Genomic DNA, 17,319 nt, shown 5'->3' with positions numbered 1-17,319 from the left:
GTCCCATCAGCTCTGATACACTATTTCAGTGTACTGAAAATCGGGTCAACTGCCGTGGCGCGTCTTGCCCTATCCACCTGGTTCCTTTGCTTAAGTTGCGTTTCGCTGGCCCTGTCCGCGGCGCCGGTCAAGCTGTGCGCCCTCTACCCCCACCTCAAAGACTCCTACTGGCTGAGCGTCAACGCCGGCATGGTGGAGCAGGCCCGGGCCCGGGGCGTCGCACTCATCGCCCTGGAAGCCGGGGGCTACCAGAATCGGGCCACCCAGGTGGCCCAGTATCAGCACTGCCGTGACTGGGGCGCGGACGCCATCCTGCTGGGCAGCGTGACCTACACCCTGGCCACGCCCATCCGCGAAGGCATGGCCCACACCCCCACCCTGGCGCTGGTCAACCGGGTGGAGCCGGGCTCGGTGGTCAGCACCATCGGCACCGACTGGTACCGGATGGGGGAAACCGTGGCCGCCCATGTGAACGCCCACTATCCCGAGGGCACCCGAACCCTGCTGATGTTTGGGCCCCAGGGCCAGGGGGGGAACCAGTTTCTCAGCCAGGGCCTGCTGGCGCACCTTGAGCCCGGCCGGCTGACGGTGGCCGCCACCCTTCACGGGGCCAACAGCGCCGCCCGCCAGCGCCAGTTGCTGGCCCAGTACCTGGCCGAGCACCCGGCGCCGGATCTCATCATTGCCGGGGCGATCCCGGCGGAGGTGGCGGTCAACGAGCTGCAGGCCCGGGGCTTGAACACCCAGGTGATCAGCACCTACCTCAGTCACGGGGTCTACCGGGCGCTGTTGCGGGGGAAGATTCAGATGGCCAACAGCGACCGCATGCGCCAGCAGGGCCGGATGGCGGTGGACGCCGCCCTGGCGCAGTTGGCAGGGCAACCCCTGCCTGAGCGGCTGGATCCCGGGGTGGAGGTGCTGGTGCCAACCAAGGCCCTGGACCGCTTCGAGGACAGCCTGTCGGACCCAGATTACCGGGCGGTTTACGAGGTGACGGTGGCGCCGAACAGGTAGCCTTCGCCGTGGACGGTGATGAACAACCGGGGCAACCCCTCCCCCTTCTCCATCTTGCCCCGCAGGCGACGCACCAGCACATCGATGGTGCGATCGTCCGGCGCCTCCACCCGGTGGGACAACAGGCTGAGCAGCCGCTCCCGGGGCAGCACCTGCTGGGGGTAACGCACAAAGGCGCTCAGCAGCTCAAACTCGGCGGTGGTCAGGCGCACCTCCTGATCGCCCCGGCGCAGTTGCCGACTGGCGGGGGTCAGGTGCCAGCCGGCAAACTGGAGGCTGGTTGCGACCTGCTCCGTTGGGGCCGGCCGCTGGGCCTGGCCGATGCGCCACAACAGGTTCTTCACCCGCACCAGCAGCTCGCGCATCTCCACCGGCTTGGTGACGTAATCGTCCGCCCCCATCTCCAGGCCGACAATCTTATCCACCGCATCGCTGCGCCCGGTCACCAGGATGATGCCCACCGAGGACTGACTGCGCAGCTCCCGGGTCAGCTGCAGTCCATCCTCGTCCGGCAGGTTCACGTCCAGCAGCACCAGGTCAAAGGACCGCTGGGCCATCGCCGAACGCATCTGCGCCCCGTTGGACACCGCCGTCACCTCGTAGCCGGCCTGCTGAAAATAGCCCTGGTGGCGCAGCTGGGTCACGCTGTCGTCTTCCACCACCAGGATGCGGCTGCCTGTGAGAGCCATGCTGTTCCCTTTCTTGCCAATTCTTGCCTCTGATCTTGGGAAGCTTTGCCCGCCGATGCAACCGGGTTTTGCTCGGCCCCGGGTCCGCCGTCGCCGCCTTGTGGGCCCGGGCCGGCGATGTCACAATGCCTGCACGATAACTGACTGGAGCAAAAAGGATGATCCTGTACGGCATCAAAAGCTGTGATACCGTTCGCAAGGCCCGCAAACACCTGGAGCAGCAGGGCCAGGCCCACACCTTTCACGACTTTCGCGAAGCGGGACTCGACGCCGCCCGGCTGGAGCGCTGGCTGACCCAGGTGCCCTACACCACCCTGCTCAACACCCGCTCCACCAGCTGGCGCGCCCTGGACGAGGCGGACAAGCAGGACCTGGATGCGGACAAGGCCAAAACACTGATGCTGGCCAACCCCACCCTGATCAAGCGCCCGGTGCTGGAAGCGGGCGACGCCCTGCTGGTGGGCTTCAAGGCCGCCGACTACGACCAGTGGGTGGCCCAGCATGGCTGATTCCGCCGTCCTGACCCTGGCCAAGGATCTCATCGCCCGCCCCTCGGTGACCCCGGAGGACGCCGGCTGCCAGGCGATGATGTCCGCCATCCTCGAGCGCCTGGGCTTTACCATCGAGTCCATGGTGTTCGAAGACACCACCAACCTCTGGGCCCGCCGCGGCAGTGACGGGCCGGTGTTCTGCTTTGCCGGCCACACCGACGTGGTGCCCCCCGGGGATCTGAGCAAGTGGCACACCGCGCCTTTCGAGCCGACGGTGATCGACGGCATCCTCCACGGCCGCGGTGCGGCGGACATGAAAGGCTCCCTGGCCGCCATGCTGGTGGCGGTGGAGCGCTTCGTCACCGCCCACCCGGACCACGACGGCTCCATCGCCTTTCTCATCACCTCCGACGAAGAGGGGCCCTTCATCAACGGCACCACCCGGGTGATCGACACCCTGGAGGCGCGCAACGAGAAGATCACCTGGTGTATCGTCGGCGAACCCTCCAGCACCCATAAGCTGGGGGACATCATCAAGAACGGGCGGCGCGGCAGCCTCACCGGCCTGGTGTCGGTCAAGGGCGTCCAGGGCCACGTGGCCTACCCCCACCTGGCGGACAACCCGGTGCACAAGGCGGCCCCGGCCCTGGCGGAACTGAGCGCCATGGAGTGGGACCAGGGCAACGAGTTCTTCCCCCCCACCAGCTTCCAGATCGCCAATCTCCACGCCGGCACCGGTGCCCCCAACGTGGTGCCCGGCGAGCTGACGGTGCAGTTCAACTTCCGCTACAGCACCGAGGTGACCGCCCACGAGCTGGAAGCCCGGGTGCACAACATCTTCGACCGCTACGGCCTGGATTACGACATCCAGTGGACCTACAACGGCCAACCGTTTCTGACCGGCGGCGGTGCCCTGCTGGACGCCACCTGTGCGGCGATCCGCGACGTCACCGGCTACGACACCGAGCCCTCCACCAGCGGCGGCACCTCCGACGGGCGCTTTATCGCCCCCACCGGTGCCCAGGTGGTGGAACTGGGTCCCTGCAACGCCACCATTCACAAGATCAACGAATGCGTCAGCGTGCGGGACCTGGAGCAACTGGCCCTGTGCTACGAGAAGGTGATGGAGAAGCTGCTGTGCTGACCCAGGAGCAGCTGCTGGGACTGGACGACCGTCACCTGGTGGCGGTGGACGACCAGTGGCTGGAGGGGCGCACGGCGGTGGCCTGGCAACGCCTCAAGGCGGACGCCGCGGATGCGGGTTTCCAGCTGGGGCTTTGCTCCGGCTGGCGTCCCTTCCACCGCCAGCTGGCGATCTTTAACGGCAAGGCCCAGGGTGAGCGGGCGCTTCAGAACCGGGCCGGTCAGGCCTGCGATGTGCGCACCATGAGCGACGCCGACATCCTGGACGCCATCCTGGCCTGGTCTGCCCTGCCCGGCGCCTCCCGCCACCACTGGGGGACGGATCTGGACTGGTTCGATGCCGGCCGGCTAACCCGGGAGCAACTCAAGCTGGAGCCCTGGGAGTACCAAAGCGGGGGCCCCTGCTTCGAGCTGGCCCAATGGATGGAGGCCAACCTGGCCCGCCACGGCTTCTTTCGCCCCTACCGGGAGCCCCTCGGTGGCGTTGCCCCCGAGCCCTGGCACCTGAGCTTCGCCCCGGTGGCCGAGGACGCCCTGAGCCGTTTCGACGCCAACGCCCTGGAGCGCTTGCTGGAGCAGGAATCCCTGGCCCTCAAAGACACCGTGCTGTCCCAGTTGCCGGGCCTAGTGGAGCGTTACTGCTTCCGCATTAGCACCCCCTAGTCCCTTGCCCCGCCTCCTTGGCCCTGTTAGCTTGCTAACCCTCTGTTTTGATTACGATGAGGCCAAGGATGCGCTTCCCCCTTCTGATGCTGCTACTGGCGGCCAGCCCCCTGTCCGCGCAGGACTTCCAACTGCACCTCTACGCCCTTAAGGACGGCCTGCCCACCGGGCATGTGGCGGTAACGCCGGCCTCCGGCTACAACAACCAGCCGGCCTTTACCGCCGATGGTGAGGGGCTGTTGTTCAGCTCCGACCGGGCCGGCGGGCAGATGGAGATCTTCCACTACGCCCTGGCCGACGGCACCCTGACCAACCTCACCAACACCCCGGATGAGAGCGAATTCTCTCCCCAGCCCAGTGGCACCGAGGGGGCCATCAGCTACGTGGTGGAACAGGGGGTGCCCCATCAGAGCGTCTGGGTGCAGGCCCCGGGCCAGCCGCGCCAGCGGGCCATCAACAGCCTGATCCCCGCCGGTTACTATGCCCAGCGACCGGGCCAGGGCACCCTGCTGTGGGCCCGCTACGGCTACCACCTCTACTTCGAGCCCTGGGGCGAGCGGGCCGATGAGGGTCACCTGGTCAGCGCCAACGTTGGCCGCAGCCTCCACCCCATCCCCCACAGCCAGGCCTTCAGCTTTCTGCACAAGCGGGTGGACGGCAGCTGGGTGATCACCGCCTTCGAGCCGGACAGCGGCGCCCTGCGCCCCCTGGTGGCGGTGGACAGACGCAGCGAGGACTACGCCTGGCACCCGGACGGTCAGAGTCTGTGGATGGGTCGGGGCAGCGAGTTGTGGCGCTGGTCCGTGGCGGGGCAGTGGCAGAAGGTGGCGGATCTGGGGGTCGGTACCCTGGGGCGCCTGGCGCTGAGCCCGGATGGCCGGCACCTGGCGGTGGTGAGCACGCCCTAACCCCGAGTCGGGTTTAGGGCGTGGCGTGCCGTGTCATGGCGCACGCTGGCGCTGAACGTCGAAGATGTGGCCCTCGGCGGCCAGATCGCTGAGCTCCTCGAAGCCGAAGTAGAAGTCGATGTCGTCGGCAAACTCGCTCTCCTCACCGCCCAAGCGCAGGGCCCGGCGCAGGCTGCGGGGGGTGTCGAACTGGTAGACGCTCACCGTCACCTTGACGCCCTTGCTGTTGACCGACAACACCTCAAGGGCCCCGTAGGGAAACCCGGGATCCACGTCATCGAACATGAAATCGAAATTGGCCAGGTAACGATCCCCCACCTGGGGCGCGGCGATCTCGGCCACCGGATCCTGAGGCTCCGGCAGGGGGGCACGGCTGATCAGGGCCACCCCCAGGGGCAGCAGCAGCGCCCAGTACTGCATCGGGATCCCCAACAGGGTGTGGGGCCCCTGGCTGCGTTCGCCGCCGGCGTTCAGTGCCAGGCCCAGCACCCCGATGGCCAGGGCACTGAGTCCAGTGGCCAGCCACAAAGGCCAGGGGCCAGTCTCCACCCCCTCGCCGAGCAGCCCGGTGGCCAGCCCCTGGGCTGCCAACAGCAGTCCCCCCGCCAGCACCGGCACCAGCCAGCCCATCCCTCGCCAGATGTATCCCATCCTGCCTCTCCCACTTCCTTGTTCCGGCATTGCCAGTGTTTTATTTAGAAATTAGAAAGTTAGCAGGGATACCCCACAACGCCAAGGGTCATTTTACCAGTGGCAGCAGGCGCTTGAACTGGGGGTGATCGCAGCGGCCCATCAATTCGAACAGGCACATCTCCACCGAAGTCAGCTCGGCCCCCAAACGGGCCATCTTGGCCAGCGCCATCGCCTTGTCGGCCCCCTGACGGGAGCCAACGGCGTCACTGACCACCTCCACCTGGTATCCCTCCGACAGCAGCTGCACCACCGACTGGTAGACGCAGACGTGGGTCTCGATGCCACAAACCAGCACCTGGCGGCGTTTAAGGGCCGACAGGGCAGCCAGGATGGTCGGCTCGCCGCCGCAGCCGAAACTGAGTTTGGTCAGCGGCGCCTGTGCGCCGAGCAGCTCGGACAACTCCGGCACCGTGGGGCCGAGCCCCTGGGGGTACTGCTCCACCCAGAGGATGGGCAGGTCAAGATGCTGCACCCCCTGGATAAGGGCGCGCAGTTTCTCGATCAGGGCCGGGCTGTCCGCCATGCTGCGGGCCAGCTTGCCCTGAACATCGATAAGCAGTAAGACGGCGTTATTGGTGGTGAGCATGGGCCTCTCCCATAAAAGGAAAGGCCCCAGTGTTCCAGAGGGGAGCGGCCAGGGCCATGCGACCAAAGCCCAGAGGGGGGCCGAGTCAGCGCAGGGCGCGCAGAGCGGTGAGTCTGTGGTGTTGTCGGTGGCGCTCGGCCCAGATCACCCCGATCACCAGGCCCAGACACATCAGGGCCAGGGTGCGGGGGGCATCAAACTCCCCCAGCAGGGGTCGCAGCGTCAGGCAGACGACCCCAACGCAGAGCGTCGGCAGCAGCGCCTGCACCAGCCAAAGGGTCATCCGTTTCATCCCGTTCCTTTTCCCGTCGGCGATCCATCCCTGAATCACGCCCACGAACGGGGCGCCATTCGACTTTGGTCGACATCAAACCACAGATGGCGGTTACCATCAAGTTAACCGCCGGTTGCGGCTGTGGTTTTTAGGTGGGGTGACCGTCCAGCAGACGCTCGAAGTTCTGGTGGTAGCTCTGCATCCGCTGCATGTCCTCGGTCAGCTGGGTGACCCTGTCCTCCTCGTCCCGCCCCTGCAATCGCTCGAGGTTGCCCAGCACCTCCTCCAGCGCCTGGGGCAGGGTCTTGAAGTCCTCGTCCACCTCTTCGAAGGAGACCACCACCAGCAGCAGATCCTTAAGGCGCTGCTCCACCTCGAACAGGCTTTCGTCCCCGGGCAGCTTCACCGCCTTCTGGTAGGCGGCCAGCACCCGGGACAGGGCGGAGTCCACCGCCGCATCGGAGCGCAGCTGTTCCTCTTTATCGTGGGCCCGGTCTCGACGCAGGATCACAAAGACCCAGGTAAAGACGATAAGGGCCAGCACCCCGGCGATCAGGATGCCCAGGGTGGTCCAGGAGCTGTCGTTCATCTTCGCTTCTCCCTCTGGCGTTGCAGCCAACAAGAATGGGTTTGAGTATAGACCGCGATACAGCTCAATGAGTTAGCGTCACTGCCGCCCCCTGTCATCGTTTGGACACAAAAGGGTCACATTGCCGCCACACCCCTTGGGGATGATGACGGCGTTGCGATGGCCCGCCCATCCGCACCCCCAGCTACCGACTCGCTGCTTTGATAACCCCCTTGCGCCCTCCGATGGGCGCTTTTTTTATGCCCCTAAGGCCCCGGGGACGCGGGCAAGGCCCCCCGCCAAACCCAAACCAGACACAGTCTGAACCGCTCACCATCCAATCCGGGGCGACCGAGGCGCACCTGGGCAATAATCCCCAACTGTCGCGGCGAGCCGTCGCAAAAAACGCCGTAATAGACCGCTTTTGGGGGCGAATGGGATGATTGGCAAAGACGATTTGATTGAGGTGGCCAGCCAACTGGAGCGCGAAGCGTCCCGCCGTGTGGCCGCGGTCCCGGTGGACGAGGTGCCGGAGTGGGATCGCCTGCGCCCCATGGGCACCGCCTGGGGCCACTACCAGGGCGCGGAGCTGCTGCGCAACCTGGCCCGCAGCGGTACGGTGTTCGCTCGCACCGACGTGGAGCGATTGCTCACCGAGGTCAACCGCCTGGCGGTGGAAGCCAACCGGGCGGCGGCCAACCGGGGGCACATGACCTCCCTGGGCCGTTATTACAGCGGCCGGGCCGGCGGTCTGGCCATGGCGTCCGAGCGGATCCGCCGGGCCGAGGTTTTGCAGGAGGTGAGCCCATGAAAAAACGCGAGAAGGCCCTGCGTTACGACCTGATCCGACAGATGTTGGCGCAGCGAAACAGGCTCACTGGCCTGGCCCAGCGCCTGGCGGATCAGCCCGACGCCGCGGCCCACGCCGGAGAGGCCGCCAAGGCCTGCGACATCATGGCCGAGAAGCTCATCATCAATCCCACGCTCGAGCCCATCGAACTGGCGTACGGACTGCTTGGCGCCACCGAGCAGGCGCTGGCCGACGGGCTTGAGAGGGTTAACGGGGGGATTCAGTAATCACACCGGGCAGCACAGACGCGCCCCTTTCGGGGCGGGGCTCACCGTCGCCCGGGGTTCTGACGCCCGTTTCACGGTGGCGGCTCAGTCCTGCCACTCCATATCCTGGCGCAACTCCTTGCGCAGGGGCATCGCCTGGAAGGGGGAGACGTTGCTGCCCCCGGTGTTGCCCGGTGGCACCCAGACTCGGCTGACCACCAGGGACGCCATCAGGCGGGGCAGCTGACTCGCCACTTCGCCCCAGCGGCGCTGTCGCCAGCCCACCTTGAGCATCCACCAGTGACTGAGGGCGTGGCGGCGAATGCTGCGCTGTCCCAGCACGTGGGCATTCTCCAGGTGGTAGAACGCCTGGTCCCAGACGCCGTCCTGGTAGAACGCCTTGGCCCGGGCCATCTGGGCCGCGAAGGCCTGACGCTGTCGAACGCTTATCGCCATGGTGGAGTGCTCCTCGCCACTGTGCCGACGCCGCCGGCTTAAGGGCTAAGACCGCATCAGTGGCCGTTGATTCAACCGGATTGGGCGATGCGGTAACGCGCCCGTTGTGATGTGGTTTTATAAGAGTTTGTAATGTTGGCCCAAAGTGCTTTTTTTTAACATTCGTTATCCGCATAATGCCATTCGAATTAGCCATCGGAAGGACGTTCAAACCGATGAAAGAAGTCGCGTTTCGCTGGATTGACCGGCTCTGGATCCACCTCACCCTGAGGGAGAAATTCCTCGTCCTCTTTTTCCTGCCCATGTTGACCCTGGCCATCGCCGGTGGCGTCCTGGCCCAGCAGGCCCAATCCCAGGCGCTGGAACAGCTGATGGCGCAGCAGCGTCACCTCGCCGACCAGATGGAGCGCCTGGCGGTGCCCCGGGCCGAAGCGGGGCCCTGGCTGGCGGACACCCCCTTTGTGCTGGACGGCGGCGCCCACCCACTGCGCCTGTCTACCGGCTACGCCCTGGGGCTGAAGTCCACCCCCGGCTACGGCACCTTGTTCACCCCTGTCGCCCTTTCGGTGCTGGGGCTGGCGGTGGCGCTGTGCGGCCTGCTCTCCTACTACATCATGACCTTTATTGGCGGCGCCATGTTCACCATGAACCGGGCCCTGAACCAGCTGAAGGAGGGGGACTTGACCGCCCGGCTCAACTTCTTCCCGGTGCGGGATGAATTCAGCCAGATCGCCATCACCATCGATCAGGTGGCGGCGCGGGAGCAGAACCTGGTGCAGGAGATGAAACGGGCGGCGGGGCTGATGCAGGATCTCAGCCAGGCGCTGACCCGGGTCAGCCAGGACTCCGGCGTGCTGGCCCAGGAGCAGTCTAGCCAACTCGACAGCCTGGTGAGCGCCTCGGAGGAGATGGAGTACTCCATCCGCGAGGTGGCCAACCACGCCCTGACCTCGTCGCAAAACACCCAGGGCGCCGCCAGCGCCGCCCAGGCCGGCCAGTCGCGGTTGAGCGAAACCCAGCACAGCCTGACGGCGCTGCAGGGGGAGGTGGGGGAAGCCGCCCAGGCGGTCTCGGAGCTGGAGCAGAACATCACCCAGATCAACCAGGTGCTCACCAGCATCAACGCCATCTCCGAGCAGACCAACCTGTTGGCCCTCAACGCCGCCATCGAGGCGGCCCGGGCCGGCGAGCAGGGCCGCGGCTTTGCGGTGGTGGCGGACGAGGTGCGCACCCTGGCCGGTCGCACCCAGGAGGCCACGGTGGCGATCCAGGGGATGATGGACACCCTGCAGCAGGGCCGCGCCCAGTTGGTGGAGGTGATGGAGCGCACCGTCAGCAACGCCGCCCAGAGCGGCGAGCTGATGGGCCAGGTGGAGCAGCAGATCGGTGAGATCAGCGAGCGCAACCAGGGCCTGGCGGACGGCAGCGTGGAGATCGCCACCGCGGCGGAACAGCAAAGCGGCGTGGCCAGCACCCTGGTGGCCAACATCGACCGGATCCGTCAACACGGCCTGGCCATCGGCCAGATGCTGGAGGACGCCGCCAGCCACATCGAGGGGCTGAACCGCCAGTCGGGCCAGCTCGATGCCCTGGTCCGCGACCTGAAAAGCTGACCGGACAGCGAAGAGAAACAGGGCGCCCTAAGGCGCCCTGTTTGGTTTTCTTTGCGGGGTTACTCCGCCACCAGCCACTCCAGGGTGAAGCCCGCCTGGGGCGACTGGCCCAATTGGGCCACCAGGTAGGGCAGCAGCTCGGTCATCTGGCTCTCCAGCTTCCAGGGGGGATTGATGACCATCATCCCCGAGCCGGTCATCCCCCGCTCGGCGTTATCGCCGGTGACCCGCAACTCAATCTTGAGAATCTTGCGCACCCCGGACGCCTTGAGTCGACGCTCGACAAAGTCGATGTCCTGGCGGTAGACCACCGGGTACCACAGGGCGTAGGTGCCAGTGGCCCAGCGCTTGACCCCTTCGAGTACCCCCTTGACCAGATCGCCGTATTCGCCCTTGAGCTCATAGGGGGGATCGATCAGCACCACCCCGCGGCGCTCCTTGGGGGGCAGGCTGGCCTTGAGGCACTGGTAGCCGTCCTCCCGGGCGATGCGCACCCGCTTATCCTGGGCAAACTCCTGTACCAGGCGGGGGTGATCACTGGGGTGCAATTCGGTCAGCATCAGGCGGTCCTGGGGCCGGGTCAGGGCCGCCGCCAGGCGCGGGCTGCCCGGGTAGTAACGCAGGTTGCCGTTGGGGTTCAGCGCCTTCACCGCCTTGAGGTAGGGGTGCAGAATCTCCGGGCAATCCTGGCCCCAGAGCCGGCCAATGCCGTCGACGTACTCGCCGGTTTTCTCCGCGTGGGCGTCCTTCAGATCGTAGCGACCGGCCCCGGAGTGGGTGTCGTGGTAGACGAAGGGCTTATCCTTGCCCTTGAGGGCATCGAGGATCAGCGCCTGGACGCTGTGCTTGAGGACATCGGCGTGGTTGCCGGCGTGGTAGCTGTGGCGATAACTGAGCATCGAGGGGGCATCCGCAGTTCAAGGGGGGCACATTATCCCGAACCGGCCCGGGCTTGGCGACCTTTTTCACGGGTTGCCCACCGCCGTGGCCTCCGCCTCGGCCACCAGGGCCTCGGCACCGCGGCCGGTGAGCGACTCAAGAAAGGCCACCAACTGCGCCTGCTCTTCGGTGCTGAGGTTCAAAGGCACCAGCAGGGGATCCTTGTTGGGGTGAGCACCGCCGCCGCGATTGTAGAAGGCCACCACCGCTTCCAGGGTGGCCAGGGAGCCGTCGTGCATGTAGGGGGCGGTCAGGGTCAGGTTGCGCAGGCTGGGGGTGCGAAACCGCCCAACATCGCTGGCCAGGCCGGTCACCTCCGCGCGCCCGTCATCCGCCTCGGCCGCGCCCCCCACCGAGGCCAAATCCCCCACGGTGGTGGCCAGTCCCGGCGCCAGCTGCACCCGTTGCTGGGCCCGCGCCCCGGCCCCCGCCCCGGTGTTGTGGTAGCGGTGATCGGTAAACAGCGCCCACTCCAGCCCCAGTTGGTGGCAGCGATGACAGCCGGCGCGGGTGACGAACACCCGGTAGCCGGCCCGCGCTTTGGCACTCAGGGCATCCTGCTCCTGGCGGTAAAACCAGCGGTCGAAGGGACTGTTCCCCAGCAGCAGGCTGCGCAGGTAGGCCGCCAGCGCCTGGCCCAGGGTCTGCTCGTCGATGCCCCGACCGAAGGCGCGCTCAAACCGCTGGGGGTAATCGTCCAGGGTGGCCAGCCGGGCCAGCACCTGGGCCCGACTGCTATTGCCCATCTCGTTGTCCGCCAGCAGCGGCGACCAGATCTGCGCCTCCAGATCGGCGCTGCGCCCATCCCAGAACAGCGCCGGCAGGTAAGCAACGTTGAAAAGCCCCGGGGCATTGCGCCGCCCTGCTCGGCCTTCGATCCCCACAGATGTGGCCATCTCGCGGTGGCTAAAGCCCATGGCGGCCACGTGGCAGTTGCCGCAGGAGAGGGTGGCGTTGACGGAGAGGCGGCGGTCGAAAAACAGCGTCCGCCCCAGGGCCACCACTTCCTCCGTGGCCACCGGTTGCGACGGCGGCAAGCCCAGGGGCACCTGTGCCACGGCCCCCAGGCACCACAGCCCCGCCAGCAGGCCCAGCCCCCCTTTGACCATGGTGCGCACTCCCAATGGCTATACTCCCTGAATCCTAGCACCGGGTAACAGGAGGCTTGAGATGAAACCCTTTACCGCCCTGATGCTTAGCCTGTGTTGCTGGCCCCTGTGGGCCGATGAGACCTGCATGTCCCCCTATATGGCCAAAATCGTCGGCCAGGAGGACGTGGTCTACGTCTGGACCCTGGGTGTGGAGGGGGTGGGCGACGGCCAGGACAAACTGGTCACCCTGGACGTCAACCCCGACTCCGAGCGCTTCGGCCAGGTGATCCACAGCCTGTCGGTGGGGGGCCGCAATGAGGCCCACCACAGCGGCTTTACCGACGATCGCCGCTACCTCTGGGCCAGCGGCCTGGACACCTCCAAGATCTTCATCTTCGATGTCCACAGCGACCCCGCCAAACCCCGCCTGCACAAGGTGATCGAGGACTTCGTCAAGCGCTCCGGTGGCGTGGTGGGGCCCCACACCAACTACGCCCTGCCCGGGCGGATGCTGCTCACCGGACTTTCCAATGACCGGGATCACGGCGGTGAAACCGCCCTGGTGGAGTACAGCAACCAGGGGGACTACGTGGCCACCCACTGGCATCCTAAAACCGGCGCGCTCAATGGCGCCCGTCAGACCGGCCAGTTTGCCGACGGCTATGGCTACGACGTACGGGTGCTGCCCCGGCGCAACGCCATGTTCACCTCCTCCTTCACCGGTTGGAACAACTACATGATGGGGCTGGGCAAGATGATGGCGGACGCCGAGGCGATGAAGCGCTTCGGCAACACCGTGGTGGTGTGGAACCTGCACACCCGCCAGCCCCACACCATCCTGGATGTGCCCGGGGCGCCGCTGGAGCTGCGCTGCGCCTGGGGCCCCAACCACAACTACTGCTTCACCACCACGGCGCTCACCTCCAAGCTGTGGTTGATCTACGAGGATGACGCAGGCCAGTGGCAGGCCAAGGCGGTGGCGGACATCGGCGATGCCAGCCAGGTGCCCCTGCCGGTGGACATCTCCATCTCCGCCGACGACACCCGGCTGTGGGTCAACACCTGGAACGACGGCAAGACCCGGCTGTTCGACATCTCCGATCCCTTCGCCCCCAAACAGCTGATGGAGCAGGTGATCGGCGGCCAGGTCAATATGGTGTCGCAAAGCTGGGACGGGCAACGGCTCTACTACTCCTCCTCGCTGCTGGCCAACTGGGACAAGACCGAAGGGGAGGATCTGCAATACGTGAAGGGTTTCCGCTGGGACGGCAAAGCGCTCACCCCCACCTTCACCCTCGATTTCCACGCCGAACAGCTGGGCAGCCCCCATCAGATGCGCCTGGGGGCCTTCGCCCTCTATGGCCAGCAACCGGATGAGCCCACAGGCACCCAGGCGGCCAGCCGATGAGGCCCCTGGCCCGTTGGGCCCTGCTGGCCCTGCTGTGGGCCCCCACCGGGGCCCTGGCCGCGGATCCCCACGCCGCCCACCGTCAGCAGGCCCCCGACGCGCCGGGTTACGGCCCCCTGGGCTACCCCCTGCCGGCCCCGGGCAGCTATCCGCTGCCTCCGCTGGGGCCGGCGTCCGACGGTCAGGTGGTGGATGAGACGGGCCAGGCCACCTCCCTGCACCGATTGTTTGATGACAAGCTCACGGTGCTCAGCTTCATCTACACCCGCTGCCCGGATCCCAACGCCTGCCCCCTGGCCAGCTTCGCCCTCTCCCGGCTGCAGTGGAAACTGGCCCAGCAGCCCGCGCTGGCCCGCCGGGTGCAACTGGTGACCCTGAGCTTCGATCCCGCCAACGACACCCCGGCGGTGATGGCCGAGTACGCCCGGCGCCACCGCCGCGATGCCGGCCCCAAATGGGCCTTTGTCACCACCGAATCCCCCGCGGCCCTGGCCCCCATCCTCGAGGACTACAACCAGTGGGTGATGGCCGAATACGACGCGCAGGGTCGGCAGACCGGTCAGTTGGCCCACCTGCTTCGGGTCTACCTGGTGGACGGCCAACATCGGGTGCGCAACATCTACAGCACGGGCTTTTTGCACAGCGACCTGCTGCTGGTGGACCTGGAAACCCTGGCCCTGGAGGGGCCGAAATCCGTGCCCTGACGCTCTTTTTCACCCCAAACCAAACCGTTCGCCCTTGTGGGCCGTTACCACTGTGGGTACCGGGGCAAATCGCGCGTTCTCTCCGGTGCGTGACGTCGCGGAGGCGACCGGCCCCGGTACCTGCCTGCCGGAGATCCAAAAAGCCCGGTGCAGTGCACCGGGCTTTTCTTTACCAGAGACGTTTGGCCGTTACTTGCTGTCGGCACGACCGATAAAGCGCCGCTCTTCGACGTTCACCTTAATCTTGTCGCCGGTGGCGATGTATTCCGGCACCTGTACGGTAACGCCGGTGGAGAGCACCGCCGGTTTGGTGCGGGAGGTGGCCGACGCGCCCTTGATGGAGGGATCGGTCTCCATCACCTCCAGCTCCACGCTGGTGGGCATGTCGAGGCCCACCGGGGTGTCGTTGACGATCACCACCTGCATCCCCTCGGTCGACTCATCCAGGAAGGGGATCGCATCGTCGATGGCGGAGCTGTTCAGGTGGTAGCTGGAGTAATCTTCCGAGTCCATGAACACGTACTCATCGCCGTCGATGTAGGACAGGGTGGCGGCCCGGCGGCGCAAATCACCCAAATCGAGCATGTCGCTGTCCTTAAAGGTTTCATCCACCTTCTGACCGGTCACCACCTCGTACATGCGCATCCGGTAGAGACTGCCGCCCGCACGCCCCTGGGGTACAGAGCGCTCGATATCCCGAACGATGTAGGTTTTGTCATTGAAAACGATGGCGGTGTTCTTTTTGATTTCACTTGCTTTTGGCATGGTCACTTTATCCCGGTTAAGGCGTTTGCAGGCAAACTACCACTAACTGGATTTTACACAAGCCTTTATGGGGTCACCGGCCGTAACGGCGGTTCGGATGGGCGATTCAGGGGGGGAGGAAACGGGGAAGCAACACGCGTCACGGCACTCCGTGACGACGCGTCCATCAGTCGTCTTTACGCTGATTGTCGGCCATGCGATCGGCCAGGCTGTCGATGGTGCGATCCACCACGGGTCTTACGACGGGCACCAGAACCGCTGACACCACCAAACAGGTCACCACTGACATCTCAATCGCCTCCTAAACAGCAATGGGGTTCTACGACTTTAGTCTAAAGCGTAGTCCCCTTACCGAGGCCCCGCTCACAGATGCACTCATTGGCGACTTTAATGTCCCCGGCGGTGTTCAGTCGTCGATCTTGTGACTGAACCGCCGTTCCAGGTAATCCACGAAAAAGGCCCAGCCGAAGCGGAAAAAGGGCCGAAGGAGCACCACCAGCACTGCTGCCAGAGCCAGGATCAGGCCGGTTTCAATCATTGGAACTCCCTAAAAGGCAGGGCGGGAACGAACCCGCTTCATTATCGTTTGGGACGGCATCATAACAGCGGTGGGGGTGGTGAAAAAGGGGCCAATCGGCGCACAACCGCGCCGTTTCCGGCCATATTCCAATCGAAGTGATAAAGAACAGTCAGTTGTCTAAGACAAAAAATTTATAAATATTTTACTCGATGTTATTTGGCGTCACAGGCAGGGCCGCCTCCGGCGCCAGATGCAGCGCCAGCCACAGGGTCGGCTGGGTCGGTGAGGTCCACTCCACACGGTGACGGCAGCCCGCCGGCAGGTAGAGCCAGTCCCCTGGTCCCAGGGTACGGGCCTCGGCCTCCTGCTCGATGCGCAGTCGTGCCTCCCCCTGGAGCAGCAAGACAAACTCCCCCTGGGGTTGGTCGTACCAAAAGCCCGCTTCCGAGCGATGCCCGGCGCTTAAGATCCGCTCCAGCTGCCAGCCCTGGCCACTCAACAGGGTCTGAAACCACTCCGGCTGGCTGGGCTCCAGAGGGGGCAGCTGGGCAAAGAGGTTACCGCTGGGCAAGGTCATGGCCGCGCCTCCCGGGCCCGCTCCCGGTAGGCTCCCGGCGGCAGACCGGTCCAGGCCTTGAAGCGGCGCTGGAAGGAGCGGGGCTCGCTGAAGCCCAGGCGCAGGGCGATCTCGGACACCGGCATGGGAGAGGCTTCCAGCCAATCCTTGGCCATCTCCTGGCGTATCGCGTCCAGCTCACTCTGGTACTGGGTGTGACACTGGGCCAGGCGCCGCTGCAGGGTTTTCTCCGTCATGTTGAGGGCCTCGGCGATCCGTTCACGGCGCACCGGCCCCTGGCTCAAGGCCTGGCGAATGAGGGCCCGCACCCGCAATCGCAGGTCGTCCTCCTGATCCAGGGCCACCAGTTTGCTGCGGGCGTGCTGCTCCAACACCCGGCGCAGCTCGGTATCGGGCCGGGCCACCGGTCGGTCGAGTATGGTGTCGGGGATAAACAGGGCGTCCGAGTCGGCCCCGAAGGTCACCGGGCAGCCAAACCAGGCTTCGTGGGCCGCGCCGCCGTCCGCCGGGCGCGGGCGGCGCAACTGCACCGCAGCGGGGCAGGCCGCCGCGTCGTCCAGCAGGTGGCGGGCAAACCCCGTCCAGCTGGCCAGCACGTTGTCCACCATCTGGGGCACCACCTGGGGGTGGTCGTACTGGCAGCGCCAACGCAGGGCCAAGCCGCCGGGCACCGGGGTGAGGGTGGAGCGGCCCATGTCCCCCACCAGCTTCTCAAAGGGCAGCGCCCGCTCCAGGGCCTGGGCCAGGCTGTCGCTGTTCATGGCGATGTAGCCCAGCACCGAGTAGGAGCCCGGCTGCACAAAGCGCGCGCTGGCCAGACCCAGGGTGTCGTCCCCGGTCTGCTCCCGCATCGCCAAAATAAGCGCCTGGAAACGCTCCCCCGCCAGCCGCTCCTGACGGCCGTCCACGCACTCGGCGGTCAATCCAGCAGCGCTGAGCAGCGCCGGGATCGCCAGTCCGCGCTCCCTGGCCAGGTCCAGGTATTGCAACACCGCCGGCAGGGCACAACTTCCCAGTGCCATCTCACTCCTCCCTCACCGTCCTTGTCCGCCGTCGCCCCCTGGCCACGACTGGCTATACCGTACCGCCCGGAACAAGGACGTGACAAGTTGTCCGCAAATGTCCCCTGGCTGTCCCCACGGGTCGCTGCGCTTGAGGGCG

Annotated in this window: 23 protein-coding genes; 10 read left to right on the top strand and 13 right to left on the bottom strand. The window is 66.0% G+C overall.

The features are described from left to right. Positions 1-54: 54 nt before the first annotated feature. Positions 55-1,014 (top strand): TMAO reductase system periplasmic protein TorT, encoded by a 960-nt coding sequence (gene torT, locus KUV81_RS17685; RefSeq protein ID WP_222545215.1) that lies wholly within the window; start codon positions 55-57, stop codon positions 1,012-1,014. Here the strand turns inward: torT and torR are convergent. Further along, entirely contained in the window at positions 984-1,703 is a 720-nt protein-coding gene (gene torR / locus KUV81_RS17680; protein ID WP_222545214.1) for a two-component system response regulator TorR, read from the bottom strand. The genes torT and torR overlap by 31 nt on opposite strands. A 158-nt stretch (positions 1,704-1,861) precedes the next feature. On the opposite strand from torR, the gene KUV81_RS17675 reads away from it, so the two are divergent. The 4 genes from KUV81_RS17675 to KUV81_RS17660 all read left to right on the top strand — a co-directional run bounded on the left by KUV81_RS17675 (position 1,862) and on the right by KUV81_RS17660 (position 4,908). Then, complete coding sequence (locus tag KUV81_RS17675) at positions 1,862-2,212, top strand: ArsC family reductase (protein ID WP_222545213.1); 351 nt, start codon at positions 1,862-1,864, stop codon at positions 2,210-2,212. Further along, positions 2,205-3,338, top strand: a complete 1,134-nt coding sequence (gene dapE, locus KUV81_RS17670; protein ID WP_222545212.1) for a succinyl-diaminopimelate desuccinylase — start codon at positions 2,205-2,207, stop codon at positions 3,336-3,338. Before KUV81_RS17675 ends, dapE begins: the two co-directional genes overlap by 8 nt. After that, positions 3,332-4,000, top strand: a complete 669-nt coding sequence (locus KUV81_RS17665; RefSeq protein WP_222545211.1) for a M15 family metallopeptidase — start codon at positions 3,332-3,334, stop codon at positions 3,998-4,000. The genes dapE and KUV81_RS17665 overlap by 7 nt, the downstream gene beginning before the upstream one ends. Before the next feature lie 68 nt (positions 4,001-4,068). After that, the gene (locus KUV81_RS17660) at positions 4,069-4,908 is read left to right on the top strand and encodes a hypothetical protein (protein ID WP_222545210.1); all 840 of its coding nucleotides are present in this window, start codon (positions 4,069-4,071) and stop codon (positions 4,906-4,908) included. A 33-nt stretch (positions 4,909-4,941) separates the two neighbouring features. On the opposite strand, the gene KUV81_RS17655 is transcribed toward KUV81_RS17660, so the two are convergent. The 4 genes from KUV81_RS17655 to KUV81_RS17640 all read right to left on the bottom strand — a co-directional run bounded on the left by KUV81_RS17655 (position 4,942) and on the right by KUV81_RS17640 (position 7,050). Next, entirely contained in the window at positions 4,942-5,559 is a 618-nt protein-coding gene (locus tag KUV81_RS17655; RefSeq protein ID WP_222545209.1) for a hypothetical protein, read from the bottom strand. An 88-nt stretch (positions 5,560-5,647) separates the two neighbouring features. Continuing rightward, complete coding sequence (locus KUV81_RS17650; RefSeq protein WP_222545208.1) at positions 5,648-6,187, bottom strand: hydrolase; 540 nt, start codon at positions 6,185-6,187, stop codon at positions 5,648-5,650. Between the two features lie 85 nt (positions 6,188-6,272). Beyond that, on the bottom strand, positions 6,273-6,479 hold the full coding sequence (locus KUV81_RS17645; protein WP_222545207.1) for a hypothetical protein: 207 nt from the start codon (positions 6,477-6,479) through the stop codon (positions 6,273-6,275). 130 nt (positions 6,480-6,609) lie between these two features. Beyond that, positions 6,610-7,050: a hypothetical protein gene (locus KUV81_RS17640; protein ID WP_222545206.1), complete on the bottom strand. Its 441-nt coding sequence runs from the start codon at positions 7,048-7,050 to the stop codon at positions 6,610-6,612. 418 nt (positions 7,051-7,468) lie between these two features. On the opposite strand from KUV81_RS17640, the gene KUV81_RS17635 reads away from it, so the two are divergent. Together KUV81_RS17635 and KUV81_RS17630 are read left to right on the top strand one after the other, a co-directional pair. Further along, positions 7,469-7,840: a hypothetical protein gene (locus KUV81_RS17635; RefSeq protein ID WP_222545205.1), complete on the top strand. Its 372-nt coding sequence runs from the start codon at positions 7,469-7,471 to the stop codon at positions 7,838-7,840. Next, positions 7,837-8,106, top strand: a complete 270-nt coding sequence (locus tag KUV81_RS17630; protein WP_222545204.1) for a hypothetical protein — start codon at positions 7,837-7,839, stop codon at positions 8,104-8,106. The genes KUV81_RS17635 and KUV81_RS17630 overlap by 4 nt, the downstream gene beginning before the upstream one ends. A gap of 84 nt (positions 8,107-8,190) precedes the next feature. Here KUV81_RS17630 and KUV81_RS17625 read toward each other — a convergent pair whose 3' ends face one another. Then, on the bottom strand, positions 8,191-8,541 hold the full coding sequence (locus tag KUV81_RS17625; RefSeq protein WP_222545203.1) for a DUF3703 domain-containing protein: 351 nt from the start codon (positions 8,539-8,541) through the stop codon (positions 8,191-8,193). 215 nt (positions 8,542-8,756) lie between these two features. On the opposite strand from KUV81_RS17625, the gene KUV81_RS17620 reads away from it, so the two are divergent. After that, positions 8,757-10,154: a methyl-accepting chemotaxis protein gene (locus KUV81_RS17620; RefSeq protein WP_222545202.1), complete on the top strand. Its 1,398-nt coding sequence runs from the start codon at positions 8,757-8,759 to the stop codon at positions 10,152-10,154. A 59-nt stretch (positions 10,155-10,213) separates the two neighbouring features. Here KUV81_RS17620 and KUV81_RS17615 read toward each other — a convergent pair whose 3' ends face one another. Further along, positions 10,214-11,053, bottom strand: a complete 840-nt coding sequence (locus KUV81_RS17615; RefSeq protein WP_222545201.1) for a 23S rRNA (adenine(2030)-N(6))-methyltransferase RlmJ — start codon at positions 11,051-11,053, stop codon at positions 10,214-10,216. A 66-nt stretch (positions 11,054-11,119) separates the two neighbouring features. Continuing rightward, entirely contained in the window at positions 11,120-12,211 is a 1,092-nt protein-coding gene (locus KUV81_RS17610; protein WP_315900100.1) for a cytochrome-c peroxidase, read from the bottom strand. A 52-nt stretch (positions 12,212-12,263) separates the two neighbouring features. Here KUV81_RS17610 and KUV81_RS17605 point away from each other — a divergent pair, with 52 nt between their 5' ends. Further along, on the top strand, positions 12,264-13,592 hold the full coding sequence (locus tag KUV81_RS17605; RefSeq protein ID WP_222545199.1) for a selenium-binding family protein: 1,329 nt from the start codon (positions 12,264-12,266) through the stop codon (positions 13,590-13,592). Beyond that, entirely contained in the window at positions 13,589-14,296 is a 708-nt protein-coding gene (locus KUV81_RS17600; protein WP_222545198.1) for an SCO family protein, read from the top strand. The genes KUV81_RS17605 and KUV81_RS17600 overlap by 4 nt, the downstream gene beginning before the upstream one ends. Before the next feature lie 189 nt (positions 14,297-14,485). Here the strand turns inward: KUV81_RS17600 and yeiP are convergent, their stop codons facing one another. From yeiP to KUV81_RS17585, 5 genes are all read right to left on the bottom strand, one after another. Beyond that, positions 14,486-15,061 carry an elongation factor P-like protein YeiP gene (gene yeiP, locus KUV81_RS17595; protein WP_222545197.1) on the bottom strand — a complete coding sequence of 192 codons (576 nt, stop codon included), beginning with the start codon at positions 15,059-15,061 and terminating at the stop codon, positions 14,486-14,488. A gap of 166 nt (positions 15,062-15,227) precedes the next feature. Continuing rightward, positions 15,228-15,350, bottom strand: a complete 123-nt coding sequence (locus KUV81_RS19785) for a hypothetical protein (protein WP_261389475.1) — start codon at positions 15,348-15,350, stop codon at positions 15,228-15,230. A gap of 117 nt (positions 15,351-15,467) precedes the next feature. Then, the gene (locus tag KUV81_RS19780; RefSeq protein WP_261389474.1) at positions 15,468-15,599 is read right to left on the bottom strand and encodes a hypothetical protein; all 132 of its coding nucleotides are present in this window, start codon (positions 15,597-15,599) and stop codon (positions 15,468-15,470) included. Between the two features lie 184 nt (positions 15,600-15,783). After that, positions 15,784-16,158 (bottom strand): cupin domain-containing protein, encoded by a 375-nt coding sequence (locus KUV81_RS17590; protein WP_222545196.1) that lies wholly within the window; start codon positions 16,156-16,158, stop codon positions 15,784-15,786. After that, positions 16,155-17,180, bottom strand: coding sequence for an AraC family transcriptional regulator (locus KUV81_RS17585; RefSeq protein ID WP_222545195.1), 1,026 nt, complete (start codon positions 17,178-17,180; stop codon positions 16,155-16,157). Before KUV81_RS17585 ends, KUV81_RS17590 begins: the two co-directional genes overlap by 4 nt. Positions 17,181-17,319: the final 139 nt, after the last annotated feature.

It is taken from the genome of Ferrimonas balearica, assembly GCF_019802085.1.
Classification (GTDB): domain Bacteria; phylum Pseudomonadota; class Gammaproteobacteria; order Enterobacterales; family Shewanellaceae; genus Ferrimonas; species Ferrimonas balearica_B.
Note: the sequence above shows the minus strand (reverse complement) of the source record. Positions and strands in the feature narration are given on the sequence as shown.